Below are 25,019 nucleotides of genomic sequence, written 5' to 3'. Positions count from 1 at the left end.
CCCGCGCTATCGCAGAGCTGTTTCCGGCGGCACGCCGCTGGGCAGCAGCAGCCACATCTCCAGCGGATCGTTCATGGTGCCCGCGCGTTCGCCGGCTGCGTCGCCGGGACCTGTGAAATAGTCGGCACGCACTGCACCGCGGATCGCGCCGCCGGTATCCTGCCCCATCATCAGACGTTGCATATCGGGTCCGGCGTCGATCCAGAAGGGCAGACCGAAATACCAGGTCCGCCGGTCGATCGCGATGGATCGATCGGGCGTCAGCACAACGCCTTCGGCGCCGATGGCACCCTCCTTGTCCCGTTCCGTGAAGAACACGTAGGAGCGGTTCAGATCCATGATGGCGTTGGCCTGATCCGGGTTCTCACTCAGCCATTGCCGGATCGCCTGCATCGACATCTTCGCGCGCGGGACATGCCCCTGTGCGATCAGATCGCGGCCGATGGCGCGGTAGGCATGGCCGTTCTGTCCGGCATAACCGATATAGGCAACCGAGCCGTCCGGCATGACGATCCGCCCCGATCCCTGGATCTCCAGAAAGAAGGCGTCGACGGGGTCGGCCAGCCAGATCAGTTCCAGGTCCCGGCCCCGCAGGGCACCTTCGCGGATCGCCTTGCGGTCATGGTAGGGCACCAGTCGACGGGCCTTCACCTGTCCGGCGATCGACCTGTTGCCCAGATCCTTGTCGAAATCGGCCAGGCGCGCGGTGATCAGATCGTCGGGAACCCGATAGAGCGGTACCGGGAAGGCATCCGACGGTGTGCGGTCGCCCTGATAGACCGGTTCGAAATAACCGGTCAATCGGCCCTTTTCGGTGCCGATCTTCCAGGCGGTCCAGTGATCGGCGAGATGGTTCTTCAGGGCATCGTCACCATCAGGCAAGGCGGCGCAGGCCGCCGCCATGTCGGGCCCCAGGGGATTGGTCCGGCGCGGCCAGCTGGCGCAACTTGTGTCCAGCGCCCTGCGGAAGCCGTCCAGCCCGTCGTCCGACCAGCCGGGCAGTGCAGTCACCGGCACATTCTGGAACACCACACTGGGCGGCATTTTCGGTCGCGCGTCGCGGAACAGATACCAAGCGGAAGCCGCGATCACGGCGATGATCGCCAGCAGCAGCAGTGCAGGTACGCTACGCCTCATTGGTACTCCGTTTCAGCTTGCGAACGACGTCGGCCGGAAAACTCAATGGGCAGAGCGTGTGGTGATCAGTTCCCAGTTCGGATTGCGTGACCGCGTATCCTTCGCGAAGGTCCAGATGTCGGTCACTTCGCTGATATCCTCGGCGTCGCCGCCAATGATCTCGCCGTTCTCGTCGCGCGTGACCGAAATCATTTCCGCGACGAACTTGACGGTCACTTCGGCGGTCCGGCCCGACATCTCGGCTTCGACGATATCCACTGCATTGAAGCCGATCAGGTCGGTTTCCAGTGTCTCGTTGCGTGCCTTGCGCTGATCGATGGCGTCGCTGAAGTTCTGATAGACCTTCGCGGCGAGCAGCGGTTTCAGCGCGCGCTTGTCGCCCTTGGCGAACGAGGTGACGATCATCTCATAAGCAGCCCGGCTGCCTTCGATGAAGCCCTTCGGATCGAAGCTCTGATCGGCCTGGCCGATCTCGTACAGCGACCGTTCAAGCGGTGTGGCGTTCTCGGCGTCGAAGGCGGGCTCGGGCGACGGAGGCTGATCCGCGCCGGGCAGGCGAATGACGTTGTCGTCGTTCGACGAGGGCTGCCCTGAACGGTCGTCGGACGTCGGACGCACCCGCGATCGTGGCTCTTCCTGCTCATGCCCCGTGCGCTTGCCCAGCGTGTTTTTCAGGCGAAGCACGAAGAACGCCGCAATCATGCCGAAGATGATGATCTCGAAAATCGGGAAGTCGCTACCCATATCATCCGTTCCGGGACTAAACCCGTTTCATTCTCACGGGCGCGGGAAGTCGCACCCTACAACCTTCAACATAGGCCGCGGAGGTCAACCGAACAAGCCATGCCACTCCTGTTGCTGCTGATATTTGTCGGCGTTCCCATACTCGAAATCGCCGTCTTTATTCAGGCAGGCGATCTGATCGGCCTCTGGCCCACCCTCGCGATCATTCTGCTGACCGGCATCGCGGGGACCGTGCTGCTCAGGATCCAGGGTTTCGGCGTGGTGCGCCGGATTCAGCAACAGGCCGATGAAGGCAAGGTGCCGGTCTTCGAACTGTTTGAAGGGCTTTGTCTTTTTGCCGCAGGCCTGCTGCTGCTGACGCCGGGTTTTGTGACGGACACCGTCGGCTTCCTCCTGTTTCTGCCCCCTGTACGAAAGGCGATGGCGGCCTTCATCGCCACGCGCATCCGCGTGCGCGGCGCGGGCCGTTTCCAGTTTGGCACGGGGCGTCCGGGCGGACCCGGTCACGGCCCCCATCGCGGTCCGGGCGACGGGCAGGGACCGATCATCGACGGTGACTATCAGCCTGTCGAGCCGGACAGTCAGAAGCTGCGCGACTGAATTCACCCACCGCCGTATCCGATTTTGCCTGTGACATGCGACGACCGGCATGTTAGCCGACAGACCATATCAATCATTCCAGCAGGACAGTTTCTCAATGGCCGACGAACAGCAGCAGCCTCAGGTGCTCGTGAACATCCAGTACGTCAAGGATCTCAGCTTCGAGGTGCCAAACGCACCGCAGATCTTTGTCCAGCAGGAATCAAAGCCGCAGATTTCGGTGAACGTCGACATCGACGCCCGCCGCCTGGAGGGCAATGTCTTCGAGGTCGTGCTGAAACTGGAAGTGAATGCCAAGTCCGGGGAGGACCAGGTGTTCCTGGTCGAACTCGCCTACGGCTCGGTCTGCACGCTGGAAAACGTGCCTGACGATCAGGTTCAGCCGACGCTGCTGATCGAGGTGCCGCGCATGGCCTTCCCGTTCGCGCGCCGTGTGATTTCCGACGTGACGCGCGACGGCGGCTTTCCGCCGCTGCTGCTGGATCCGATCAACTTCATGGCGCTGTATCAGCAGAACCAGCAGAGCCAGCAGAACGCCGAGGCACCGGAAGGCCCGCTGAACTGAGCGCGGATGCGCTCAGAACGTGAGCCGGAAATACAGCAGGTCCGGATGTCCGCCATCCTGCGCGGGCGTGTATTCCCGGAACCCGCGTTTGCGGTAGATCTCCTGCGCGGCGGTCATTGACGACAGCGTATCCAGCACGACGCCGCGATATCCAAGGGCGCGGGCGCGGTCGATGACCGCCTCGGTCAGGGCGCGCCCGAGACCCAGTCCCCGTGCGGCATCCGTCAGATAAAGCCGCTTCATTTCGGCCTGATGGTCCGGGGCAGGTCTCAATCCGACCGTGCCGACGACCTGATCACCGGCTTCAGCGATCAGCAGGGCACCGGTCGGCGGCTGATACTCGCCGGGAAAACGCGCCATCTCGTCGTCGAACCCCTGGAAGCAGAGATCGACATCCAGGCTCTCCGAATAGGCCAGGAACAGCCGGCGGGCAGCATTGACATCCTCAGGCGAGACAGCGTCCCGGACCCGGATATTCTCAGCCATTGCGCAACAGGAACTCGCGTCCCACCTTCACTCTCGGCGTGCCGTCATATTCGATGACGTCGGCGGTCGCATAGGTCTCGCTCCAGCTCTGCGGCAGGTACGAACCCGTCCCGACGACATCGATGGGGGCGTTGATCGAGCCCATGACGCGGCACTTCTCCGGCCCGAAGCCGGAGGACGCCACGATGCGGACCTGCTGAAAGCCTTCCTCGTCCAGGCGCTCGCGCAGATGGAAGATCGCCGCGGCGGAGACGCCCGTCCCGATGAGATAGCGCAGTTCGGATTCAGTCCGATACTGGCGCGTGGCCTTGGGCACGTGCCGCTCCAGCACCTCGTAGGACTTCGCCGGATCCAGCCCCTCGACATAGCGGCCGCCATGCGTGTCCAGCCTGATCGACAGGTCGCCCTTGCTGGCCATATCCGGGAAACGGCGGCACACGGTCAGCGCGTCGGTCAGTTCACGCCCGAAGTAGTCCACCAGCACCGTCAGCTTGTCATCGGGGAACACCTCGCGAAACATCTCGGCGGCGCGCAGGGTCGAACCGGCATATCCGATCAGGGCGTGGGGCATGGTGCCCATGCCGCTCTTCTGGCCGAAGAAGTGCGCGGTGGCGTCGGTCGCATTGCCGATGAAGCCGATGGCATCCTTGTCACGGCGCGCGGCCGCCGATCCGACCGAGGCCGCGTAGGCCATCAGTTCGGCCATGTCCGGCCCGGTGCAATGCCGCGCGTCCATCGCCAGGAAGGCCGACTTCGGCATGTCGCAGCACATCAGGAACGCGTTGTGCGCCGATACGCAGGCGGCACCGAGCTTCTGCAGGTACAGTGTTTCCAGATCGACCAGATGCTGCAGGCCGCCGGTCAGATAGAGCAGCGGGTCGCCCGCGCCGACCCAGTCGCCTTCGGCATGGCAGAGCTCGATCTCGAAGGTGACATCGCGTTCGCGGGCCACCTGTTCGATCCAGTCCACGGCGATCTTCGGCGAGAAGATGACGGGACGGCGCATGAAGACGGCGTATTTGACCGTGACGTCGCCGAACCGTTCGACGATCGCCTTGGTCCGGCGGAAATAGTGATCCGTCCGGCTGGCGATGGTGTCTTCGATGGCAGGATCGGACGGGGCAGGGGCGACGTGCGCGCCGTCCCTGCCGACGATCTTCAGTTCAGGACGCTTCTCTGAGGCTGTCATTGTTCCGGCCTTCCTTCAGCATTTCGGCAATCAGGAACGCCAGTTCCAGCGCCTGGGATCCATTGAGGCGCGGATCACAGTGCGTGTGATAGCGATCCGACAGGTCGTTGTCGCTCAGTCCCTGTGCACCGCCGATGCATTCGGTAACATCCTGGCCGGTCATCTCGAAATGGACGCCGCCCAGGAACGTGCCTTCGGACTGATGCACCTGAAAGACCTCCTGCACCTCGCGCAGGATGCGATCCACGGGCCGGGTCTTGTAGCCGCTCTCGGACTTGATGGTGTTGCCGTGCATCGGATCGCAGGACCAGACCACGTGGCGGCCCGCGTTGCGGACGGCACGCACCAGGCGCGGCAGGCTTTCGGCCACCTTGCCGGCACCGAACCGGCTGATCAGCGTGATCCGGCCCGGTTCGTTCTCCGGATCCAGACGTTCCAGCAGTTGCAGCAGGTTGTCGGGCTCCAGCGTCGGGCCGCACTTGATGCCGATCGGGTTGATCACGCCGCGCAGAAATTCGACATGCGCTTCGTCCAGATCGCGGGTGCGGTCGCCGATCCAGAGCATGTGCGCGGAGGTGTCGACCCAGTCGCCGCTGGTGGAATCCATCCGCGTCATCGCCTGCTCGTACCAGAGCAGCAGCGCCTCGTGGCTGGTGTAGAAATCGACCTTGTTGATCGACGGGGTGTTGCGTTCGTCGATGCCGCAGGCCGCCATGAATCCCAGGGCGTCGGCAATGCGGTCAGCGGTTTCCTGATAGCGCTCACCCGCCGGGCTGTCGGCGACGAAGCCGAGATTCCACTGGTGCACGCGGTGCAGATCGGCGAAGCCGCCCTGCGCGAAGGCACGCAGCAGGTTCACCGTGCTGGCAGCCTGGCTGTAGGCCTGAAGCATGCGCTGCGGATCCGGTTCACGCGCCTCGGCATTGAACTCGATGCCGTTGATGATGTCGCCGCGATAGCTCGGCAGTTCGACGCCGTCGACGGTTTCGGTCGGGCCGGAACGCGGCTTGGCGAACTGCCCGGCCAGGCGGCCGACCTTCACGACGGGCATCTGTGCGCCGAAGGTCAGCACCACGGCCATCTGCAGCAGCACCTTGAAGGTGTCGCGGATGTTGTCGGGGTGGAACTCCGCGAAGCTTTCGGCACAATCGCCTCCCTGCAACAGGAACGCGCGGCCGGCGGCGACTTCCGCCAGGCTTCTCTTCAGGTTCCGCGCCTCGCCTGCAAACACCAGGGGCGGGAAGCTGCTCAGCCGTTCCTCGACAGCGTTCAGGGCATCCGTGTCCCGATACTCGGGCACCTGCCGGATCGGCATGGCACGCCAGCTCTTCGGGTCCCAGTTGTTCGCAGCCATGTCACTCTCCTGTATCCGGCCTGAACCTGAACGATCGTCTGCGCTGCCGGTCGTGTCCCGGGCGCACCGCGTCAGTCAACGAACTTATAGTGCGGCCCATTCGGAAAGGAAACAGCGCGCCCGGCGGTGCGCCTTTACCCTTTGTTGATCCGCATCCGGCATGATGACGCTTCGTGCCGCATTTTTCGTTTCCGGGATGGAACAGCGATTTGAGCCAGGACACCGCCACCGTACTGATCGTCGACGATCTGGAAGTCAGCCGGATCATGCTGTCGCGCGGGCTGAAGAGCCACGGGTTCGACACGCTGGTCGCCGGCAGTGGCGCGGAAGCCATCCGGATTGTCGACAGCCAGCCGGTCGATATCGTCCTGATGGATGTCATGATGCCCGGCATGAGCGGAACGGACGCCCTGCGCCTGCTGCGGTCCAGCGCGGAACACGCCAATCTGCCGATCATCATGGTGACGTCCTACGATGCGCCGGAAGGCGTCAGCCAGGCGCTGGACTGGGGTGCCAGCGATTACATCACCAAGCCCGTGAACATCCACGTGACGGTCGCACGGATCCGTTCGCAGATCGAGCGCAAGCGCGCCATCGACCAGTTGCGCGCGACCAACGCCAGCTTTCGCGAGCAGGTCAAGCAACGCACCCGGGATCTGGAAAGGATCAACGACGAACTGCGTGGTGAGATCAGACGCCGCCGCGATCTGGAAACAGAATTGCGAGAGGCCACCCGCAAGGCGGAGAGCGCCAACCGGGCGAAATCCGACTTCCTCGCGACCATGAGCCATGAACTGCGGACGCCGCTCAATTCGATCATCGGATTTTCGGATCTGATCCGGCTGCAGCTTTCCAAGCTGCCGGACGGAGAGCGGCTGGAGGAATACGCCAGCTATATCAACGACGGTGGCAATCACCTGCTGGGCATCGTGAACGACATTCTGGATCTGTCGAAGATCGATGCCGGGCGCACGGTGCTGAACGAATCCCATGTCGCGATCGAGGATATGGCCGAGCGCAGTGTCCGCATGGTGGACGGGCTGCTCGACGGTCACACGATCGACGTCGTGGTCTCCGCCAGCCTGGCCGACGTGGAAATGTTCTGCGACGAGATCCTGATGCGCCGGGCCATGGTCAACCTGATCAGCAACGCGGTGAAGTTCTCCGACGGCGGCACCACCATCCGCGTATCGGCCGACATGTCGAACGACGGCGATCTGGTGCTGAGCGTCGCCGATCAGGGAGTGGGCATCGCGGCAGAGGACATTCCGAAGGTGATGGAACCTTTCGGTCAGGCCAGTTCCGAGCTGTCGCGGTCCCACGTGGGCACCGGGCTCGGCGTGCCGCTAACCAAATCGCTGATCGAACTGCACGATGGCCGTTTCGAACTGACCAGCGAACCCGGTGTCGGGACGACGGTGAAACTGTATCTGCCGGGTTCACGGCTGACGGCACGCACCAGCGCTGCATCGCACTCGGTCGCCTGAACGGCTCTCTCTCTACCGCCTCTTCTGCTCGCGCGAGGCAATGTAGAGCCCGCTGGCCACAACGATGGCGGCCCCGATCCAGACCCACTTGTCGGGGAAGGTGTCGAACAGCACAAAGCTGAAGAAGGTCGCACCGACCAGCTGTCCATAGGAAAACGGCGCGACGACCGAGGCCTCGGTGTACTGGAACGCCTTCACCACCATGTAGTGCCCGAACCCGCCCAGCGCGCCCAGTCCTATGAACATCAGCCAGTGCAGACCGTTGCGGGGCATCTCCACGCCGTAGATCAGGAAGAAGGACGACACGATGGCGCCGAACACGGCGGTCAGCGTGATGGTCGTTTCCGGATTGTCATTCGATGCCAGCTTGCGGGTCAGCAACTGGTAGAAGGCGTAGGACACCGTGTTGGCGACGATCAGCAGGATCGCCCAGTGAAAGGCCGTGCCGCCGGGGCGGATGATGATCATCGCGCCCGCGAAGCCGACAATGACGGCCATCCAGCGCCGAAAGCCGACCTTTTCGCCCAGGAAGGGGACCGAGAGGGCGGTCACCAGTATGGGACTGGTGAAGCTGATTGATGCCGCGACCGTCAGATCGACGAACTGGATGGCATAGAAATACAGCGCCGTGCAGGCGAACAGCAGGAACGACCGGATGCCCTGGCTGACGGGTTTTTCCGTGCGGAACAGGCCCCAGCCATGCATCGGCATGAAGGCGACGATCATGAACACCAGATGGCCGAAATAGCGCGCCCACACGATCTGCCCGTAGGGATAGCCCTCGGCGGCCAGATATTTCACGCTGGCATTCATGGTCGGGAACATCACCGTCACCGCCAGCAGCATGAAGCCGATGCCGACAACGGGAGAGCGGGCCATCTGGCCGGGAGCATTCGATGGATGATGATCGACGGTCAAATGCCGGCGCGTCCCTTACGCTGGTTGGTTACAGTCCCCTGTCTAGCCTGTAATGATCGGTGTGGCTTATGCCAATTGCGCAAGGGGCGGATGAGCATGGATGACGGGGCAGGATGACGGTGCGGCTGGGGCTGTTGTGCGGCGTCGAGCGTGAGGCCCGCATTGCGCGCGCGATCGCGGCGGAGGCGGATCTGACGGTCGAGGTCGCGTTGTCGGCGGCGCAACCCGATCGCGCGGCTGAATGCGCCAGGGCGCTGGTGGCCGGAGGGGCCACGCATCTGCTCAGTTTCGGTCTGGCCGGGGCGCTGGTCGATGATCTCAGACCGGGTGACCTGCTGTTGCCGGCGGTGGTCACAACGGTCGATGGCGAGCGATTCCCCGTCGATGCGGACTGGTGGCGGCATGCCGGTGGGCTGTTGCCGGCGGCCCGTCATGATCTGCTGCTGGGTGTCGATCAGGCCGCCCGGACGCCCGGCCAGAAGATTTTCCTGCGGGAGAGCGCGCAGGCCGCCTCGGTCGACATGGAAAGTCATCACCTCGCGCGGGCCGCGCACGATGCCGGCCTGCCGTTCCTGACGATCCGGGCGATCTCGGACGACCGGCGATCCACGATCCCGCAGGCCGCCATGGCGGGCGTGGGGCCGGAAGGCCAGGAACGCATCCTGAATGTCATTCTGTCGCTGCTGCACCGGCCGAACGAGCTGAAGGCGCTCATCCGGCTCGGCATCGGCAGCGGTCAGGCGTTTCGCAGCCTACGCGGCGTCGGAGGCGCTGCCTTCGCTCCGCCGTGACGCCGCCTTCGGTTCGGTGGGTGCCTCGGCGACCAGCTTGTCGAACACATATTCCGCCGGACGCTGGTTCGACAGATCGATTTCGTCGGCCATCGGTCCGTCGGTCCTGACGCCTTTCAGCGCGACCATCAGGCCCTTCAGCGGGTGCTTGACCATGTCCTGCACGGCGGTCGCCTCATAGCCGCAATGAACCATGCAGTCGGCGCATTTCTCGTAGTTGCCGGTGCCGTACTGATCCCACTCGGTCTCTTCCATCAGTTCCTTGAAGGTCGAGACATAGCCTTCGTTCAGCAGATAGCAGGGCCGCTGCCAGCCGAACACGTTGCGCGTCGGGTTGCCCCAGGGCGTGCAGCGGTATTCCTGGTTGCCGGCCAGGAAATCGAGGAACAGCGGCGACTGGCTGAAGGCGTACTTCGCGCCCTTGGCCTTCTGTTTGGCGAAGATATCGCGGAAGAACTGCTTGGTCTTCTGGCGGGTGAAGAAGTGGGTCTGGTCCGGTGCGCGTTCATAGGCATAGCCCGGCGAGACCGTGATGCCCTCGACACCCAGTTCGGTCGCGAAGTCGAACAGCGCGATGGCGTCGTCCGACGATGCGTTATCGAACAGCGTCGAGTTGATGTTGACCCGGAAGCCCTTGGCCTTGACCAGCTTGATGGCCGCGACCGTCTTCTCGAAGACGCCTTCCTGGTCCACGGCACGGTCGTGATGTTCGCCCAGACCGTCCAGATGGATCGAGAACGTCAGATACGGCGACGGCGTGTAATCGTCGATCTTCTTTTCCAGCAGCAGCGCGTTGGTGCACAGATAGACGAACTTCTTGCGCTTCACCAGTTCGGCAACGATCTCGCCCATCTCCTTGTGGATCAGCGGTTCGCCACCGGCGATCGAGACCATGGGCGCACCGCATTCCTCGGCGGCACCGACTGCGTCCTCGACCGACAGGCGCTGGTTCAGGATGTGGTTCGGGTAGTCGATCTTGCCGCAGCCGGGGCATGCCAGATTGCAGCGGAACAGCGGTTCCAGCATCAGCACCAGCGGATAGCGCTCGTTGCGCTTGATACGCTGTTTCAGAATGTAGGCCCCGACACGGACCTGCTGTCGCAATGGAACACCCACGTCGTTCTCCCAGTCTGGAAATCGATTTCAGCGCGCATGGATACACCAGCCGCTTCGCACCTGCAACAAAGCGGCGATCACTTCCGTGCGCGCGCGCTTTCGATGCAGGCGATCAGGGCGGGCAGGAACAGCAGCGTGAAGAACAGGATCGACAGGATCGCGATGGTCAGCAACTGACCCATCGACGCCATGCCCAGATGGGGCGACAGGGCCAGCCCGCCGAAACTGGCCAGTGTCGTCAGCGAACTGAAAAGCACCGCCCTGGGCGTCGACGACCGCATCAGACCGTCTCCGGATCCGCTCGCACGGCGGCGCATGACCAGGTGGATGGCGCTTGCCACGCCCAATCCCAGCAGGAGAGGCAGCACGATGACATTCGCGAAATTGAGTGAAATCCCGAACAGCACTGCACTACCGAGGGTGGTCACGGCGGCCAGAAACACCGGCAACGCCGTCAGCAGGACGGCACTCAGACTTCTCAGCATCAGCGTGATGAGCATCAGGATGAGGACGGCGGCGATGATCGTGGCCTGCCGGAAGCTGTCGACGACGGCTTCGCCTGCCGCGGTGACGGTAATCGGCACGCCGGTCGCGTTGAGTGTCACGGTCCGGACCGCATCGGCGAAACGTTGCATGTCCGCGTTGGACCGTATCGGAAAGGCCGGGCTGACCTGCAGGCGGTGCCGCCCGTCGTCGGACACCCAGAACGACCGGAGGCTTTCGGGAATGTCGGCGGCGGTGGTCGCGGTGGCCTCGAACGCCAGTCTCAGATCTTCAAGCCAGGGTGGCAGCAGTCCCGTTGCGCGTTGCTCGAAGGTCCTGAGTGCATCGGCGTTCATCGCGGTGAGTGCGCGATAGAGGCGTGCGCCTGCATCGTGCAGCGGTGAGTCCGGCGCGGACTGGAGCGTCGTGCCGAAGGATGCGACCGCCGTTTCACGTGCCTGCGGTCCGGGTGCCTCCGCAGGTGCCGCGCTCAACACCGGAAAGAGGAAGAGCGTCGCGTTCTCCAGCGCTGCGATTTTCTCGGGCTGATCCTTCGGCACGAACCGCGGCAGGTAGAGGACCCGGTCAACTTCCGGCAGGTCGGACAGGCGCCTGGCCAGACCGTCGGCCTCGGCGGCTGACCCGGCCAGGGCGTCAATCGCATAGACATCGCCGCCCACTGCCAGATCCCGGAAGGCGGCAACCGATTCCGCCTTCGGGTCCTTCAGGTTCAGCGGATCGAAATCGAACCGGACATCCAGTGTCAGAACGAGACCCGCCAGCCCGATCAGTCCGCTCATCACCAGTACGGGCACCGCCATGCGTCGGCTGCGCGGGGGCACCGGACCGGCTGGTGCGGGCACCGTGGTTCCGGAACGCGCTGCCAGCGAGAGCAGGGCGGGCAGCAGGGTGAGGTTGAGCGCCAGCGCGATGATCATGCTGCCCGCTGCAATCAAGCCCAGTTCGGCCAGCCCGCGATATACCGTTGGCAGGAATGCGAGGAACCCGATCGCCGCGGCGAGGGCGCTCAGTGCGAGCGATGGCCCGACGCTTCCTGCGGCGGTGACGCTGGCGTCCCGACCCTGTCCTGCTTCCCGCGCGCGCAGGCTGAAATGGATCGAGAAATCCACGGCCAGCCCGATGAACAGAACCGCGAAGGCGACCGAAAGCAGGTTCAGTTGGCCCACGGCGACAGTCGCGAAGCCGAGACTGATGATCAGCCCGCTCACCAGGACGGCGAGGGTCGCGAGGACGGGACGGATGCCGCGCAGCCCGATGATCAGCAGCAGCAGGATGCCCACGCCCGAGATCACGCCCGCTGTCGAACCGCCTAGCTTCACGCTTTCAAGTTCTTCGGTGTTCAACGCCGCGTTGCCTGTGATGCGGTAGCTGATGCCTTTCGGGGCGGTGTCGATGATCGCGCGCAGTTCGGCGATGGCCGCCTTGGCGGGCGACAGGCTGGCATAGTTCTGGACCGGCTTGGCGATCACGATCTGGCGGCCCGTCAGCCCGCGCTGGCCCTCGACGGTCAGTTTCCTGCGCCACGACAGCATGGCCGGGGCATCCGGATCGTTCGACGCCATTCTGGCCAGCGTATCGACCAGTTCCGTCAGTTGCGCCGCCTCGGCACCTTCCGGGTCGGCCTGCGTCACCGCCAGTCCAAGCATGTCCAGCAGGCCGGTCAGATCGGGCCGCTCGGCCAGCGTCGCCAACAGGCCCTGCGCCGATGCCAGCCGGTCCAGCAGGTCCTGCAACCGCTCGGTTTCCATGAACATCAGGCCGTTGCGCCGCAGATAGGGATCCAGGGCCGGCGCGCTCACATGTTCGAAGATTTCCGGCCGTGCCGTCATCGCTGCGGCGACGAACCGGGCGCTCTGTTCCGCCTGCTCCGGCGTCGGGGCGTCGATCACGACCGCGATCTGGTCGCCGTACCAGGGGAAAGCATCTCGAAAGGCCGTGTTCGCCTGCCGGAACGGTGCTTCCGCCGAGATCATGTCCAGATTGTCGGTGTTGATACCCAGATGGCGTGCCGACCAGAAGCCGGACAGCACAGTCACCACCAGGACGAGCACGATCGTGACGGCGGGATAACGGGTCGCGGCCCGCGTTGTACCCTCAGCCATGTGCGCGGCGAAGTTGGTTTTCATGCTCATCCGGGGGCACGATCCTGTTTGCGGGTTGGCGTATGCGGGCTTAGCGGCCATATGATGGGACCGCGCGCAAGCGCTCTACTATCTGACCATCAGATCAGCGTCGAGGACAGGAAGTTCAATTGATCGATATCCGAGGAATTCTGAAGGCCGTCGCCATCGCGCTGACCGCATGCATGATCGCGCTGTCGCCCGCGAAGGCCGCCGGTGAACGCGCGGTCGTCGAGAACCTCAACGCGGTCCTGCTGGAAACGATGCAGGAGGGCCGTGAGAGGGGTTTCGCCTGGCGGTACGAAAAACTGTCGCAGTCGCTGCCCGGCATTTTCGATTTCCCGCTGATGGCCCAGATCGGGCTGCAACGTCACTGGTCGGGCATCGCCGAAGTCGACCGGCGGAGGATCATCGACGCGTTCACACGCATGTCGGTCAGCACGTTCGCCAGCCGGTTCGACGACTTCAAGGGCGAACGCTTCGAGGTCGAGGGTGAGAAGCCGGGGCCCCGCGATCTGGTGCTCGTGTCCTCGGTCATTCACCGCACCACGAAGGAACCCGTCACTCTGACCTACGTGGTCAGGCCCGATGATGACACGCCAAAGGTGATCGACGTGCTGGCACAGGGCCGGTTCAGCGAACTCGCCCGGCAACGCGCCGAAATGTCGTCGGTCTACGGGGCTTCAGGTGTCGACGGTCTGGTGAAGGCGCTGAACGACAAGGCCGCGCAACTGGCCGCCGAATGACCGGCGGGCGCCCCTGATGCTGGCCGTTCTGGCCTTTCTGGGGCGCAACGCGGCGATGGTGCTGGCGTTCGGCGTGTTTCTCGGATTCGCGCTGCCGTGGCTGGCGGAACTGGTGCGCCCGTTCCTGGCGCTGTTCATTGCCGGGCCCCTGATCATCGCGCTGATGCGGATCGAATGGGCCGAGATGTGGGCCTACACGCGCCGCTGGCCGCTGGTGCTGGTGCTGTGCCTGTGGATGCTGATCGTCTGCCCGATTGCAGTCTTCATGATCCTGGACGGTACGGAAGTCGCGCCGGGTGTGATCGCCGGGATCGTGCTGATGGCCGCTGCGCCGCCCATCGTTTCCGCCGCCGCCATCGCCCTGTTTCTGGGTCTGGACGGTGCCATCATCGTGGTCGCAACCGTCGCCGCCATGTGGCTGACACCGTTCATCCTGCCGCCGATGGCGCTGAACCTGCTGGACCTGCAACTGGATATCTCTCTCGGGGTGTTCACGGGACGGCTTGCCCTGCTGACGGCCATCGCCTTCGTCGGCGCGTGGATCGGGCGCTGGCTGCTGGGCCGGGAAAGGCTCTCGCGTGCCAAGACGCATCTGGACGGCGCTGCGGTCCTGATGATGCTGTGCTTCGTCGTCGGCGTGTTCGATGGCGTGACCGAGATGGCGCTGGCGCAGCCGCGTCACGTGCTGATCGCCTGCCTGCTGGGATATGTTTTCAACATCGGGTTGCAGGTTGTTTCCACGGCCATGTTCTGGAAACTCGGCCGGCGGCTGGCGCTTTCGGTCGGTCTGATGAGCGGCAACTGCAACATGGGGCTGGTTCTGGTCACCCTGACCGACAAGGCCGACGCGGATACCGCGATGTTCTTCGCCATGGGACAGTTGCCCATGTACACCTTGCCTGCGCTGCTGACACCGCTTTACCGTCGGCTGATGGCGTATGAAAAACGAGAGGAAGCGACATGAGCAGAACCGTCCTGATCACCGGAGCCGGGCGCGGGATCGGCCGCGAACTGGCGAAGCGTTACCTCTCATCGGGGGCGACGGTGCTGGTCACGGCACGCGACACCGACGACCTGAAGGACCTGGTCGCCGACGGTGCAGAGGCCTTCAGGCTGGAGGTTACCGATGCCGGGAACATCGCCGCACTGAAATCGAAACTGGACGACCGTCCCATCGACATTCTGATCAACAACGCGGGCGTGATCGGGAAACAGCGCACGCAGTGCCTCGGCGATCTGGACAAGGATGACTGGATCGACACGCTGCGCGTCAATGTGGTCGCGCCCTTCGCGATTTCGGAGGCCCTGGTCGACAACGTGATGGCCAGTGACGAGAAGAAGCTGATCGTGATCTCCAGCATCATGGGGTCGATTTCCAGCACTTCGGCCACCGACATGATCATCTATCGCTCGTCCAAGGCGGCGGTGAACATGGTTGTGAAATGCATGCACAATGATCTGTCGCCCAGGGGTGGCATCGTCGTGCCGCTGCATCCGGGCTGGGTTTCGACGGACATGGGCGGGTCTGAGGCACCGGTGAAACCCGCCGACAGTGCCAGAGGGCTCGTGCAGGTGATCGACGGGCTGACGTCCGAGAAATCCGGACGGCTGTTCGATTATCAGGGCAGCGAGATCGGCTGGTAGTCAGTCACCGGTCCGTCAGTCCCAGTAGGCTCCGGCGGCGATCGCGAAGTGCAGCCGCGTGTCCTCGGCCACCGTGAAGTTGGTGATCCCGACCAGATTGCCCGCGCTGTCGAACAGGCCGCCGCCCGACGATCCCGGCGCGGCATGGGCCGACGTCTGGATCAGGCTGATGCCGTTGTTCGAGCGCAACTGGCTGACAATGCCGTCGTGAAAGGTCTGCTGCAGCCCGTGCGGCGCGGCGACGGAATAGACCCGTTCGCCCATCTTCAGGTCTTCGAAGGCACGGATGCCCGCCACCGGATGCAGGGCCATGTCCTGTGAATCGAGCAGGCAGCGGTCGGTCGCCGGGTGCGAGCGGACCAGCCGGGCACGGCCATTCTCCTCGCCCTGCAGCAGGACGATCACACCGGCTCCCTGAAGGATATGGCAGTTCGTGGCCAGCAGGCTGTCGGATATGGCGACGGCGGAACCCTGTCGCACATGACGGCCCGCGCGGAAGTCGGCCACCGATGCGGCGGACAACACGACATAGACAGACGGCGAGATCCGGCTGAACAGTTCGTCCGGCGCGCGTTCGGGGCCGGACAGTGATGTCGGCTCGGCGGGGCGCGCGCCACGCCATCCGGGCCAGAAGGGGTCGGCGGGATCAAGCTGGTGGAAATCGAGCACACCGGGCGTCAGCGCGGCAACGCGACGGTCGCCGGTGGATGCGGCCCTGCCGATCTGCTCGGCCTTCGGACTGTCGCCCTGACGGGTGTTGGTCGCGCTGATCGCGGACTGCTTCGCGTCGGCGGGCGGATGCTCAAGGAAACGGTCGCGCAGCTTTTCCAGGCACGCGGCCTCGCGATGCCCGCTCACCTTCGCCGCGCTGTCGCACATCTGACGGACGCGGTTGCGCATGGGGGCGGTCAGCGCGGCCAGGTCCGGGTAGACCACATCGACCCGCTGTTCGACCATCTGCTGTTCGATGCAGCGCGCCCAGGGTGCGGGTCCCCTGTTCAGGTCGGTCAAACAGGCTTCCCGCAACTGCCGGGCCTGCCGCAGCGACAGGCTTTCAAGATCCGGCTTGAACACCAGCTTGCGCCACGCCCGTACGTGATAGTCGAGGCATTCCAGATGACGGCGTTCGATCCGCCCCTCATCGACCTTGCAGACCTGCTTCATGGCCTCCTGCGCGTCGATGGTCAGGTTCCTGAGATCAACCGTCTGGGCCGACGCGGAAAGGCTGCCGGCAAGCAGCAGCGCAGCCGTCAGCAGGCTGAAAGTCGTCCATCTCGGCGGGGCCAATCGCATGGCAGCGACCCTATCAACCGGCAATTTCAGGCGCAAGAACATGGCTAAGAAAGGGTTAACGTCGGGAAGCAGGGCGGTCGATCACGAAAAACGGCGCCGGGTTGCCCCGACGCCGCAGTTCGTTCGTTACCGGGTGATGGATCAGCCCATGGCGGCCTTCACCTTTTCCGGCGTGATCGGCAGGTCGCGGACCCGCGCGCCCGACGCCGCGAAGATGGCGTTGGCGATGGCCGGAGCCGTCACCGTCACGCCCGGCTCACCGGCACCGGCCGGATAGTGGCCCGTGGACAGCACCGTCACGTCGATTTCCGGAATGTCTTCCATGCGAAGCGGCGTGTAGGTGTCGTAGTTGTCCTGCTGGATCGCACCGTTCTCCATGGTCGCGACTTCCTTGGTGGCCAGCGATGTACCCCACAGGGCACCGCCCTGAACCTGGGCCTCGACACCCGACGGGTTCACCGCCGTGCCGACATCGATCACCAGAGTCAGTTTCTGGATCCTGAAGTCGCCGGTCGCCTTGTCGACCTTCACCTGCGCGGCGCAGGCCGTCCATGTCGGGCTGTTGCGTTCCTGGGCGGACACGGCAGCCAGACCGATGCCGACGCCGTCGCCCATGTCCTTGCCATAGCCGCCCTTCTCGGCGGCCACTTTCAGGACATTGGCCAGACGCTTGGCACCGCCGACCGAATTTGGGGCCGTACCCGCGTTCTTGCCGGTGGCGTCCAGCATGTCCAGCTTGAACGCCAGCGGATCCTTGCCGGCCTTGTGCGCCATCTCGTCCAGGAAGCACTCCACCGCCCAGAACGTCCAGCCCGGTGCGACCGAGCGCAACTGGCCTGACGGCGTGGCCGATTGGGCCTGCGGCGACATGATCGTGGTCACCGTCTGGTTGGGGATGGTGTACCAGTGGTCGGAGCCGTTGATCGAGAACGGATCGACCTTGCCCTTCTTGTCGACCGAGTCGGCCAAGAATGCCGGTGCCTGCCGGGACGTGGCCCAGGCCGAAACGACCGACTGTTCCATGGCGTCCATCTTGCCGTCCGTGGCACCGCCGCGCACGACCTGATGGGTGATGGTCCGGCTGAAGTCCATCGTGGTGTCGGCTTCACGGCTGTAGATCAGCTTCACCGGCTTGCCGGCAGCTTTCGCCGTCATCGCCGCGACCAGGATGTAGTCCGATTCCAGCCGGCGCCCGAAGCCGCCGCCCAGGTGGTACTGATGCACGACGACCTGGCTGGGATCGATCTGCAGCACGGCCGGGACAAGACCCAGCGCCAGCGTCTGGAACTGATTGCCCGCATGGATGTGGTAGACGTCGTCCTTCACTTCCACGGTGGCGTTCATCGGCTCCAGCGGCGCATGGATGTTCAACTGTGTCGTGTAGGTCGCCTCATGGGTGACCTTCGAGCCCTTCATGGCCTTGGCCGAGTCGCCGTCCTTGACGAAAAGCTGTGCGCCCTCAGCCGATTTCTGCAGCTTCTCGGCTTCGGCCATGATGGTGGCCGACGAGACCTGGGTGTTGGGCCCCAGATCGTAGGTCACCTTCAGCGCGTCCCGCACCTTGATCGCCTGCGGATAGGAATCCGCCAGCGCCACGACCCAGCCGGTGGTGGTGTTGGTCGGGTCCTCGATCACGACATGGCCCTGATAGCCGGCCACCTTCTTCGCGGCACTTTCGTCGACCGCGGTGACTTTCGCACCGTGACGGACCGGCGGCACCTTGGGCGTGCCATAGACCATGCCCTCGACGAAGACGTCGATGCCGAACTTCGCCGACCCGTTGGTCTTGCCGGGAATGTCCAGCGCGCCGACGGATTTGCCGACCAGCTTGCGCTTCGCCGGATCCTTCAGCGCGATCGCACCCAGTTCCTCTTCCGAGAAGTTGCGCGCGGTGACGCCGGACTTCACCAGGTCGCCATAGCTGATCTTGCGGCCTGACTTGGCGTGCATGACCATGCCGTTTTCGGCAGTCAGTTCGGCCAGCGGGACACCCCACTGCTTGACCGCGCCTTCCATCAGCGCGATCCGCCCGGCAGCACCGGCGCGCGACAGCTGATCGAAGGTCCAGTTCACCGACCAGGAGCCGCCCGTGACGAACAGGCCGTATTCCGGTGCCGTCGATACATACTTGATCGAAACATTCTCCCAGGGCACCTCAAGTTCCTCGGCCAGGGCCTGCGCCAGCGGTGTGCCGACATGCTGGCCCATCTCGGCCTTGGTGATGTTGACCACCACCATCCCGTCGCCATCCATTTCGAACCAGATGTTGGGCGAGAAGCTGCCTTCGGCCATGGCTTCCCTGATGCCCAGCGGGCCGCCCATCAGGGCGTAGCCCATGGTCAGTGTGCCGGTCGCAAGCGATCCGACCAGAAAGCTGCGCCGTGATACGGCGATTTTTTCGTGCTTTGTCATGATCAGTCCCCCCTTAACCGGCCATCTCGGTCGCGGCGCGTGCCACGGCCTTCTTGATGCGGACGTAGGCCATGCAGCGGCACAGATTGCCGGTCATCGCGTTGACGATGTCCTCGTCGGACGGGTTCTTGTTCTCGTTCAGGAACGCCGCGGCCTGCATGATCTGACCGGACTGGCAGTAACCGCACTGCGGGGCCTGCTCGGCGATCCACGCCTTCTGGACCGGGTGGTCGCCGCCCAGTCCTTCGATGGTGGTGATCTCGGCACCCTCGGCCGCCTCGACCGGGGTGATGCAGGTGCGCGTGGCCTGACCGTCGATGTGAACCGTGCAGGCGCCGCAAAGGCCCTTGCCGCAGCCGAACTTGGTGCCTGTCATCTGCAGATGTTCGCGAATGACCCACAGAAGTGGGGTATCCGCGGGGACGTCGACCGCCTTGGTCTCGCCATTGATTGTGAGCGTAGCCATGTTTCCTCCCATCGGTGCGCCCTCGGTTTGCCGGGGCGCTTTTTTGTCATTCTCAAGGATGTGACTTAAGACCGGTCGGCACTTGACGTGCTGTTGTTTCGACCTGATCAGTGATCCCCAGTTCACAATTTTGAGGGACGTTGCGTCATTCTGTCAAACGATCATCCTGTTTTTGCGGCATTCATCGTTGCAGGTGCCGCCTATTTGATCAGCGCGCTCGCGCCGTCCATGGCAGCCTGCGACACGCCCGTTGCCGCCTTTGTCGTTTCGGATCAGAGCCGGATCGAGCGTCCGCTGTGCGATCTGGCCGGTGATGCCGAAAGGGGCCGGGCCATCGTCGCAGGCCGCAAGGGAAACTGTCTGGCCTGCCATCGTGCACCGATCCCCGAAAAGAAGTTTCACGGTACGATCGGTCCGCCGCTGTTCGACACCGGACTGAACCACAGCGCTGCGGAACTGCGCCTCAGACTGGTCGATTCAACCCGGCTCAACCCGGACACCGTGATGCCGGCGTTTCACCGGGTCAGGGGCCTGAACGGCGTTCGCGCCGACAGGGCCGGTCAACCGATCTTGAGCGCGCAGGAGATCGAAGACGTGATAGCGTGGCTGCTCACCCTGAAACAGGAAGTGCCGGATTGATCGACCGTCGCGGATTCTCGAAACTTGGCCTGGGCGGGTTGCTGATGCTGCTGTCGCCCTCGGCGATGGCGGAAAGCATCCGCAACAGGCTGTCCCTTTCCCGACGCACCTTTCCGGTCAAGCCGGATCCCGAGGATGCCGAGATCATGATCGGGCGGGCGGTGCGCGGGCGTGAGATCACGCCGGATCTGGTGATCATCGATCTCCCGGGCATTGCCGAGAACGGCGATGCCGTGCCGCTCACCTTCGACGTGGCCTCCGCCATGGCCGGACAGGACTATCCCGAGATCGTGCATGTGTTCGTCAAGCACAACCCGTTCCCGGAGGTCGCGCGCTATCATTTCGGCGTCTGGAACGGCAGCGCACGGACCGAGATGCGGATCAGGATGCGCGAAAGCTCGGACGTCGTCATCGTCGCCGAGATGGCCGACGGTCGGGTCGGTGTCGCGCGGCAGGCCGTGGACGTGCTGGCCGGGGCCTGCGGCTGATGGCGGCCGGAGATCGCCGCATCAGGGTGCCGGAACAGGTCAGGCGCGGCGAGATATTCGAGGTGCGCACGCTGGCCCGCCACGCGATGGAACCGGGCGTGCGCTTCAGCACCGACAACATCGTCGTCTACCCCCGTCATATCCTGCAGGAAGTGCTCGCCTTCTATAACGGCAATCAGGTCTTTCGCGCCGAATGGTTCAGTTCGGTCTCGGCAAACCCGTATCTCAGCTTCCATCTGAAAGCAGTCGAAAGCGGCGAGATCGAGGTCGTCTGGGTGTCGGACTACAATGTACGCACCCGTGCCAGAACAGCCATCCGGGTTATCGACGCCTGATGCGCGTGCCGTACCGGCGTAGTAGGATTCCCGGATGGAATGGACCGACACCGGCATCGTGCTCTCCCTGCGTCGACACGGCGAGACGTCGGCGGTGGTTTCGCTGCTGACGGCCGAACGCGGACGCCATGCGGGTCTGGCGCGGGGTGCCTTCGCGAAACGCCTGCGGGGCGTTCTGATGCCCGGCAACGCGGTCAGGGCGACCTGGCGGGCGCGGACCGAGGATCATCTGGGCTCACTGCTGATCGAACCCATGGTCGCGCGGGCAGGCTTCATCATGGACGATCCCGCACGTCTGGCCGCCCTGAACAGCGCCTGCGCCCTGCTGGACGGCGGCCTGATGGAGCGGGAGGCGCATCCGGCGCTCTATCGCGCAACCGAGGCGCTGTTCGACGCCTTGTCTGCCGCGACGGATGACTGGGCCGAGGCCTACTTTGCCTGGGAACTGGGATTTCTGGCCGAACTCGGGTTCGGGCTGGATCTCAGCAGATGCGCGGGCGACGGGCGAACCGACGACCTCGGTTATGTGTCGCCGAAGTCGGCGCGCGCCGTATCGCTGGAGGCGGGCGCGCCCTATCGCGACCGGATGCTGCCGCTGCCACGGTTCCTGATCGGTGAACGGGGCCGTCCGCCGGCGAATCATCCGGGCACCGATCTGGCCGATGCCGCCGAACTGACCGGCCATTTCCTGGAGCGGCACGTGTTTACCCACCGCGAGGGTGGAATTCCGGCATCTCGCGGGCGATTTGTTGAGATTCTGTTGCGTGAGCACACAACATCTGGTGTTGTGCGCTGACTTGGACATATCTCTGGAAGGTCACCCCTGCCTTGCGCGGGGGCCCGGCGTGGCTTTGCCGCAAGTCTCATGACTTGCCGGACGCCCGCGCCAGGGCGGGCATGACCCGAAGTGCATGGGTCCTCGTTCAGACCAAGCCTGCCAGGTGAGAGCAAGACACCCGATGACCGACCAGACACCGCCCGAATGCGAGAATATCGAACCCGTCCCCCTCGGCGAGGCCCTGAGCGAGCGCTATCTCGCCTATGCCATGTCGACCATCATGTCGCGCTCGCTGCCCGACGTGCGCGACGGGCTGAAGCCGGTGCACCGGCGGCTGATGTACGCCATGCGTCTGCTGCGGCTGGACCCGGATGCGGGCTTCAAGAAGTGCGCGCGCATCGTCGGTGACGTGATGGGCAAGTTCCACCCGCACGGCGACACGGCGATCTATGATGCGCTGGTGCGGCTGGCGCAGGATTTTGCGGTGCGCTATCCGCTGGTCGAGGGGCAGGGCAATTTCGGCAACGTCGACGGCGATAACGCGGCGGCCATGCGCTACACCGAGGCGCGCCTGACCGAGGTCGCCGAGCGCCTGCTGGAAGGCATCGACGAGGACACGGTCGACTTCCAGACGACCTATGACGGCGAGGAACGGGAGCCGCTGGTGCTGCCGGCGGCCTTCCCGAACCTGCTGGCGAATGGTGCTGCGGGCATCGCCGTCGGCATGGCGACCAACATCCCGCCGCACAATGCGTCCGAGCTCTGTCTGGCGCTGGAAATGCTGATCAAACGGCCTTCCAGCAGTGTGGCCGATCTGATGGCGCATGTGCCGGGGCCGGATTTCCCGACCGGTGGCGTGCTGGCCGAGGACCGTGAGAACATCATTGCGGCCTACGAGACCGGGCGCGGCAGCTTGCGCCTGCGCGCGCGCTGGGAGAGGGAAGAGGCCGGTCGCGGCACCTATCAGATCGTCGTCCATGAACTGCCCTATCAGGTGCAGAAGGGCAAACTGGTCGAGAAGATCGCCACGCTGATCAACGACAAGAAACTGCCGGCACTGGCCGACGTCCGCGATGAATCTGCCGAGGACGTGCGGCTGGTGCTGGAACCGCGCGCCCGCACCATCGACGCCGACGCCCTGATGGAACAGCTTTTCCGCCAGACCGATCTGGAAGTGAAGTTCGGCATGAACATGAACGCCCTGGACGCGACCCGCACGCCGCGCGTGATGAACCTGAAGGAGATGCTGCAGGCATTTCTGGATCATCGCCTGGTGGTGCTGGAGCGGCGCACCCGACACCGGCTGGCGAAGATCGCCGACCGTCTGGAGGTGCTCGGCGGATATCTGATCGCCTTCCTGAACCTGGATGAGGTCATCCACATCATCCGGACGCAGGATCGCCCGAAGCAGGCGCTGATGGACCGCTTCGAACTGACCGAGCGTCAGGCGCAGGCCATCCTGGACATGCGGTTGCGGCAGCTGCGCAAGCTGGAAGAGATCGAAATCCGCAAGGAGCATGACGCGCTGACCGCAGAGCAGTCCGATCTGAACGATCTGATGGCCGACGAGAAACGCCGCTGGAAGACGATCCGGACCCAGATTGTCGAGCTGCGGAAATGGCTGGATTCGAAACCCGATCTGGGCCTGCGCCGCACCAGTTTTGCCGACGCCCCGTCGGAAGAACTGGCCCAGGCCGCCGACGAAATCCTTATCGAGCGGGAACCGCTGACGGTCATCTGCTCCGAAAAGGGCTGGATCCGCGCGGCGCGCGGACACATCGCCGCCGATTCAGACCTGAAGTTCAAGGAAGGCGATCAGGGGCGCTTCGTCATTCATGCGCAGACCACGGACAAGCTGCTGCTGCTGTCGACCGACGGGCGGGTCTATACGTTGCCATGCGACCGGCTGCCGGGCGGGCGCGGACATGGCGAGCCGGTGCGCCTGATGATCGACCTGCCGAACGAGCACGATATCGTGGACCTGTTCGTGCATCAGCCGGGCCGCAAGCGGCTGATCGCGTCGGATGCCGGGCGCGGCTTCGTCTTTGCCGAGAACGATGTGCTGGCCTCGACGAAGAACGGCAAACAGGTGCTGAATCTGGGCAGCGGCGAGGAAGCCTTCGGTGCCGTCGAGGTGACCGGCGACTCGGTCGCGGTCATCGGCGAGAACCGCAAGCTGCTGGTCTTCGGACTGGACGAACTGCCCGAGATGTCGCGCGGCAAGGGCGTGATGCTGCAGCGCTACAAGGACGGCGGCATGAAGGACGTGAAGTGCTTCGCGCGCGATGAAGGGCTGACATGGACGTCACCCAACGGTCGCCAGATGCGCGAAGACGATCTGATGGGCTATACCGGCAAGCGCGCCAGCGCCGGACGCATCGCCCCGCGCGGCTTCAACCGGTCGGGACGGTTCTGATCTCAGCCCTGCGCGCCGATGGCCGCCAGTACGTCGTCTGATCTCAGCGAACAGTCGCCGCCGTCGTAAGGGCGACCGGCGTCCGTTGCGAGCCACGCGATCCCTTTTGCCACCCACAATGGCGGTATATGTACATCCGGATCCAGCTGGCTCACCGGATTGACGCCGGATTCCCTGATCGCGACCTGCATGTCGGTCGCGACCGTGCCGGGCGACAGGCCAACGACCCGCAAGCCGTGTTCCGACAGTTCCTTGTGGGCGCAGGCCGTCAGCGAGAGCACCGCCGCCTTGCTGGCGCAATAGTGCGACCAGCCTTCAAGCGCGCTGGTCGCTGCCCCGGAGGAGATGTTCACGATCACACCGGCACCCTGTGCGCGCATGGACGTGGCGCAGGCGTGGATGACGTTGTAGACGCCCTTCACGTTCACATCGATGACATGGCCCCAGGCTGCCGGATCGGAATCCGCCAGCCGTGCGATGGGTTCGATCAGCCCGGCGTTGTTGACCGCCAGGTCGACAGGTCCGAACGACGAGGCGGTCTCGTCAACCGCGGCCTTGACCTCGCACCAGGACGCGACATCGCATGGAACGGCCAGCGCGGTGCCCTCTCCGTGTGCGGCGTTGATCTTCAGCGCGATCCGGCTGATCGCATCGCTGGAACGGGCCAGCAGGGCGACCTTTGCCCCGCATGCCGCCAGATGAACCGCGGTGGCCTCGCCGATGCCGCGGCTGGCCCCGGTGACCAGGGCCACCCGTCCTGACAGATCAATGCTCATATGCAGTGCTCCCTT

General features: G+C 64.3%; 24 protein-coding genes. 12 read left to right on the top strand and 12 right to left on the bottom strand.

What is annotated here, in order from left to right:
• Positions 1-6: 6 nt before the first annotated feature.
• Positions 7-1,137: a murein transglycosylase A gene (locus ACN0X7_RS15650; RefSeq protein ID WP_417518931.1), complete on the bottom strand. Its 1,131-nt coding sequence runs from the start codon at positions 1,135-1,137 to the stop codon at positions 7-9.
• A gap of 42 nt (positions 1,138-1,179) precedes the next feature.
• The gene (locus ACN0X7_RS15645; RefSeq protein ID WP_417518929.1) at positions 1,180-1,881 is read right to left on the bottom strand and encodes a Tim44/TimA family putative adaptor protein; all 702 of its coding nucleotides are present in this window, start codon (positions 1,879-1,881) and stop codon (positions 1,180-1,182) included.
• 99 nt (positions 1,882-1,980) lie between these two features.
• On the opposite strand from ACN0X7_RS15645, the gene ACN0X7_RS15640 reads away from it, so the two are divergent.
• Positions 1,981-2,481, top strand: a complete 501-nt coding sequence (locus ACN0X7_RS15640) for an FxsA family protein (protein ID WP_417518927.1) — start codon at positions 1,981-1,983, stop codon at positions 2,479-2,481.
• A 97-nt stretch (positions 2,482-2,578) separates the two neighbouring features.
• On the top strand, positions 2,579-3,046 hold the full coding sequence (gene secB, locus ACN0X7_RS15635) for a protein-export chaperone SecB (RefSeq protein ID WP_417518925.1): 468 nt from the start codon (positions 2,579-2,581) through the stop codon (positions 3,044-3,046).
• Positions 3,047-3,058: 12 nt separating this feature from the next.
• Here the strand turns inward: secB and ACN0X7_RS15630 are convergent, their stop codons facing one another.
• From ACN0X7_RS15630 to ACN0X7_RS15620, 3 genes are read right to left on the bottom strand one after another with little or no spacing between them, the layout of a single operon-like run.
• A complete protein-coding gene (locus ACN0X7_RS15630; protein WP_417518923.1) occupies positions 3,059-3,532 on the bottom strand; it encodes a GNAT family N-acetyltransferase in 474 nt (157 codons plus the stop codon).
• Positions 3,525-4,721, bottom strand: a complete 1,197-nt coding sequence (locus ACN0X7_RS15625) for a nicotinate phosphoribosyltransferase (RefSeq protein ID WP_417518921.1) — start codon at positions 4,719-4,721, stop codon at positions 3,525-3,527. Before ACN0X7_RS15625 ends, ACN0X7_RS15630 begins: the two co-directional genes overlap by 8 nt.
• A complete protein-coding gene (locus tag ACN0X7_RS15620) occupies positions 4,696-6,075 on the bottom strand; it encodes a class II 3-deoxy-7-phosphoheptulonate synthase (RefSeq protein ID WP_417518919.1) in 1,380 nt (459 codons plus the stop codon). Before ACN0X7_RS15620 ends, ACN0X7_RS15625 begins: the two co-directional genes overlap by 26 nt.
• A 209-nt stretch (positions 6,076-6,284) precedes the next feature.
• On the opposite strand from ACN0X7_RS15620, the gene ACN0X7_RS15615 reads away from it, so the two are divergent.
• Entirely contained in the window at positions 6,285-7,562 is a 1,278-nt protein-coding gene (locus ACN0X7_RS15615; protein ID WP_417518917.1) for a response regulator, read from the top strand.
• A 12-nt stretch (positions 7,563-7,574) separates the two neighbouring features.
• Here ACN0X7_RS15615 and ACN0X7_RS15610 read toward each other — a convergent pair whose 3' ends face one another.
• Positions 7,575-8,441, bottom strand: coding sequence for a DMT family transporter (locus ACN0X7_RS15610; RefSeq protein ID WP_417518915.1), 867 nt, complete (start codon positions 8,439-8,441; stop codon positions 7,575-7,577).
• Between the two features lie 152 nt (positions 8,442-8,593).
• On the opposite strand from ACN0X7_RS15610, the gene ACN0X7_RS15605 reads away from it, so the two are divergent.
• Positions 8,594-9,271 (top strand): hypothetical protein, encoded by a 678-nt coding sequence (locus ACN0X7_RS15605; protein ID WP_417518913.1) that lies wholly within the window; start codon positions 8,594-8,596, stop codon positions 9,269-9,271.
• On the opposite strand, the gene hpnH is transcribed toward ACN0X7_RS15605, so the two are convergent.
• Together hpnH and ACN0X7_RS15595 are read right to left on the bottom strand one after the other, a co-directional pair.
• The gene (hpnH, locus tag ACN0X7_RS15600) at positions 9,233-10,387 is read right to left on the bottom strand and encodes an adenosyl-hopene transferase HpnH (RefSeq protein WP_417518911.1); all 1,155 of its coding nucleotides are present in this window, start codon (positions 10,385-10,387) and stop codon (positions 9,233-9,235) included. The two genes, ACN0X7_RS15605 and hpnH, sit on opposite strands and share 39 nt — an antisense overlap.
• 77 nt (positions 10,388-10,464) lie before the next feature.
• Positions 10,465-13,023 carry an MMPL family transporter gene (locus ACN0X7_RS15595; protein ID WP_417518909.1) on the bottom strand — a complete coding sequence of 853 codons (2,559 nt, stop codon included), beginning with the start codon at positions 13,021-13,023 and terminating at the stop codon, positions 10,465-10,467.
• Between the two features lie 119 nt (positions 13,024-13,142).
• On the opposite strand from ACN0X7_RS15595, the gene ACN0X7_RS15590 reads away from it, so the two are divergent.
• Genes ACN0X7_RS15590 through ACN0X7_RS15580 form a run of 3 tightly spaced genes read left to right on the top strand, consistent with a single transcriptional unit; the run spans position 13,143 to position 15,401 of the window.
• Complete coding sequence (locus ACN0X7_RS15590) at positions 13,143-13,757, top strand: ABC transporter substrate-binding protein (RefSeq protein ID WP_417518907.1); 615 nt, start codon at positions 13,143-13,145, stop codon at positions 13,755-13,757.
• Positions 13,758-13,773: 16 nt separating this feature from the next.
• Entirely contained in the window at positions 13,774-14,721 is a 948-nt protein-coding gene (locus ACN0X7_RS15585) for a hypothetical protein (RefSeq protein WP_417518905.1), read from the top strand.
• Entirely contained in the window at positions 14,718-15,401 is a 684-nt protein-coding gene (locus tag ACN0X7_RS15580) for an SDR family NAD(P)-dependent oxidoreductase (protein ID WP_417518903.1), read from the top strand. The genes ACN0X7_RS15585 and ACN0X7_RS15580 overlap by 4 nt, the downstream gene beginning before the upstream one ends.
• A gap of 15 nt (positions 15,402-15,416) precedes the next feature.
• Here the strand turns inward: ACN0X7_RS15580 and ACN0X7_RS15575 are convergent, their stop codons facing one another.
• The 3 genes from ACN0X7_RS15575 to ACN0X7_RS15565 form a co-directional block, all read right to left on the bottom strand.
• Positions 15,417-16,694: a S1 family peptidase gene (locus ACN0X7_RS15575; protein WP_417518901.1), complete on the bottom strand. Its 1,278-nt coding sequence runs from the start codon at positions 16,692-16,694 to the stop codon at positions 15,417-15,419.
• 141 nt (positions 16,695-16,835) lie between these two features.
• Positions 16,836-19,106, bottom strand: coding sequence for a molybdopterin cofactor-binding domain-containing protein (locus ACN0X7_RS15570; RefSeq protein WP_417518899.1), 2,271 nt, complete (start codon positions 19,104-19,106; stop codon positions 16,836-16,838).
• A gap of 13 nt (positions 19,107-19,119) precedes the next feature.
• A complete protein-coding gene (locus ACN0X7_RS15565; protein WP_417518897.1) occupies positions 19,120-19,572 on the bottom strand; it encodes a (2Fe-2S)-binding protein in 453 nt (150 codons plus the stop codon).
• Positions 19,573-19,776: 204 nt separating this feature from the next.
• On the opposite strand from ACN0X7_RS15565, the gene soxX reads away from it, so the two are divergent.
• From soxX to parC, 5 genes are all read left to right on the top strand, one after another.
• A complete protein-coding gene (gene soxX, locus ACN0X7_RS15560) occupies positions 19,777-20,211 on the top strand; it encodes a sulfur oxidation c-type cytochrome SoxX (protein ID WP_417518895.1) in 435 nt (144 codons plus the stop codon).
• Entirely contained in the window at positions 20,208-20,699 is a 492-nt protein-coding gene (locus ACN0X7_RS15555) for a thiosulfate oxidation carrier protein SoxY (RefSeq protein WP_417518893.1), read from the top strand. Before soxX ends, ACN0X7_RS15555 begins: the two co-directional genes overlap by 4 nt.
• The gene (locus tag ACN0X7_RS15550) at positions 20,699-21,034 is read left to right on the top strand and encodes a thiosulfate oxidation carrier complex protein SoxZ (protein ID WP_417518891.1); all 336 of its coding nucleotides are present in this window, start codon (positions 20,699-20,701) and stop codon (positions 21,032-21,034) included. Before ACN0X7_RS15555 ends, ACN0X7_RS15550 begins: the two co-directional genes overlap by 1 nt.
• 34 nt (positions 21,035-21,068) lie before the next feature.
• On the top strand, positions 21,069-21,830 hold the full coding sequence (gene recO / locus ACN0X7_RS15545; protein WP_417518889.1) for a DNA repair protein RecO: 762 nt from the start codon (positions 21,069-21,071) through the stop codon (positions 21,828-21,830).
• Positions 21,831-21,993: 163 nt separating this feature from the next.
• Positions 21,994-24,228, top strand: a complete 2,235-nt coding sequence (gene parC / locus ACN0X7_RS15540; protein ID WP_417518887.1) for a DNA topoisomerase IV subunit A — start codon at positions 21,994-21,996, stop codon at positions 24,226-24,228.
• A 2-nt stretch (positions 24,229-24,230) separates the two neighbouring features.
• On the opposite strand, the gene ACN0X7_RS15535 is transcribed toward parC, so the two are convergent.
• Entirely contained in the window at positions 24,231-25,004 is a 774-nt protein-coding gene (locus ACN0X7_RS15535; RefSeq protein WP_417518885.1) for an SDR family oxidoreductase, read from the bottom strand.
• Positions 25,005-25,019: the final 15 nt, after the last annotated feature.

Origin of the sequence: Minwuia sp. (genome assembly GCF_048263705.1) — a bacterium.
Classification (GTDB): Bacteria; Pseudomonadota; Alphaproteobacteria; order Minwuiales; family Minwuiaceae; genus Minwuia.
The sequence above is the reverse complement of the archived record's forward strand: the minus strand, read 5'-3'. Positions and strand labels throughout refer to the sequence as shown.

Excerpts from the sequence above, each read along its gene's own strand:
- ACN0X7_RS15620 (WP_417518919.1), bottom strand. The coding sequence starts at position 6,075 with ATGGCTGCGAACAACTGGGACCCGAAGAGCTGGCGTGCCATGCCGATC.
- parC (WP_417518887.1), top strand. The coding sequence starts at position 21,994 with ATGACCGACCAGACACCGCCCGAATGCGAGAATATCGAACCCGTCCCC.
- ACN0X7_RS15575 (WP_417518901.1), bottom strand. The coding sequence starts at position 16,694 with ATGCGATTGGCCCCGCCGAGATGGACGACTTTCAGCCTGCTGACGGCT.
- ACN0X7_RS15550 (WP_417518891.1), top strand. The coding sequence starts at position 20,699 with ATGGCGGCCGGAGATCGCCGCATCAGGGTGCCGGAACAGGTCAGGCGC.
- ACN0X7_RS15580 (WP_417518903.1), top strand. The coding sequence starts at position 14,718 with ATGAGCAGAACCGTCCTGATCACCGGAGCCGGGCGCGGGATCGGCCGC.
- ACN0X7_RS15605 (WP_417518913.1), top strand. The coding sequence starts at position 8,594 with ATGACGGTGCGGCTGGGGCTGTTGTGCGGCGTCGAGCGTGAGGCCCGC.
- ACN0X7_RS15650 (WP_417518931.1), bottom strand. The coding sequence starts at position 1,137 with ATGAGGCGTAGCGTACCTGCACTGCTGCTGCTGGCGATCATCGCCGTG.
- secB (WP_417518925.1), top strand. The coding sequence starts at position 2,579 with ATGGCCGACGAACAGCAGCAGCCTCAGGTGCTCGTGAACATCCAGTAC.
- ACN0X7_RS15585 (WP_417518905.1), top strand. The coding sequence starts at position 13,774 with ATGCTGGCCGTTCTGGCCTTTCTGGGGCGCAACGCGGCGATGGTGCTG.
- ACN0X7_RS15570 (WP_417518899.1), bottom strand. The coding sequence starts at position 19,106 with ATGACAAAGCACGAAAAAATCGCCGTATCACGGCGCAGCTTTCTGGTC.
- ACN0X7_RS15610 (WP_417518915.1), bottom strand. The coding sequence starts at position 8,441 with ATGGCCCGCTCTCCCGTTGTCGGCATCGGCTTCATGCTGCTGGCGGTG.
- ACN0X7_RS15565 (WP_417518897.1), bottom strand. The coding sequence starts at position 19,572 with ATGGCTACGCTCACAATCAATGGCGAGACCAAGGCGGTCGACGTCCCC.
- ACN0X7_RS15640 (WP_417518927.1), top strand. The coding sequence starts at position 1,981 with ATGCCACTCCTGTTGCTGCTGATATTTGTCGGCGTTCCCATACTCGAA.
- ACN0X7_RS15625 (WP_417518921.1), bottom strand. The coding sequence starts at position 4,721 with ATGACAGCCTCAGAGAAGCGTCCTGAACTGAAGATCGTCGGCAGGGAC.
- ACN0X7_RS15645 (WP_417518929.1), bottom strand. The coding sequence starts at position 1,881 with ATGGGTAGCGACTTCCCGATTTTCGAGATCATCATCTTCGGCATGATT.
- ACN0X7_RS15595 (WP_417518909.1), bottom strand. The coding sequence starts at position 13,023 with ATGAGCATGAAAACCAACTTCGCCGCGCACATGGCTGAGGGTACAACG.
- ACN0X7_RS15630 (WP_417518923.1), bottom strand. The coding sequence starts at position 3,532 with ATGGCTGAGAATATCCGGGTCCGGGACGCTGTCTCGCCTGAGGATGTC.
- ACN0X7_RS15535 (WP_417518885.1), bottom strand. The coding sequence starts at position 25,004 with ATGAGCATTGATCTGTCAGGACGGGTGGCCCTGGTCACCGGGGCCAGC.
- recO (WP_417518889.1), top strand. The coding sequence starts at position 21,069 with ATGGAATGGACCGACACCGGCATCGTGCTCTCCCTGCGTCGACACGGC.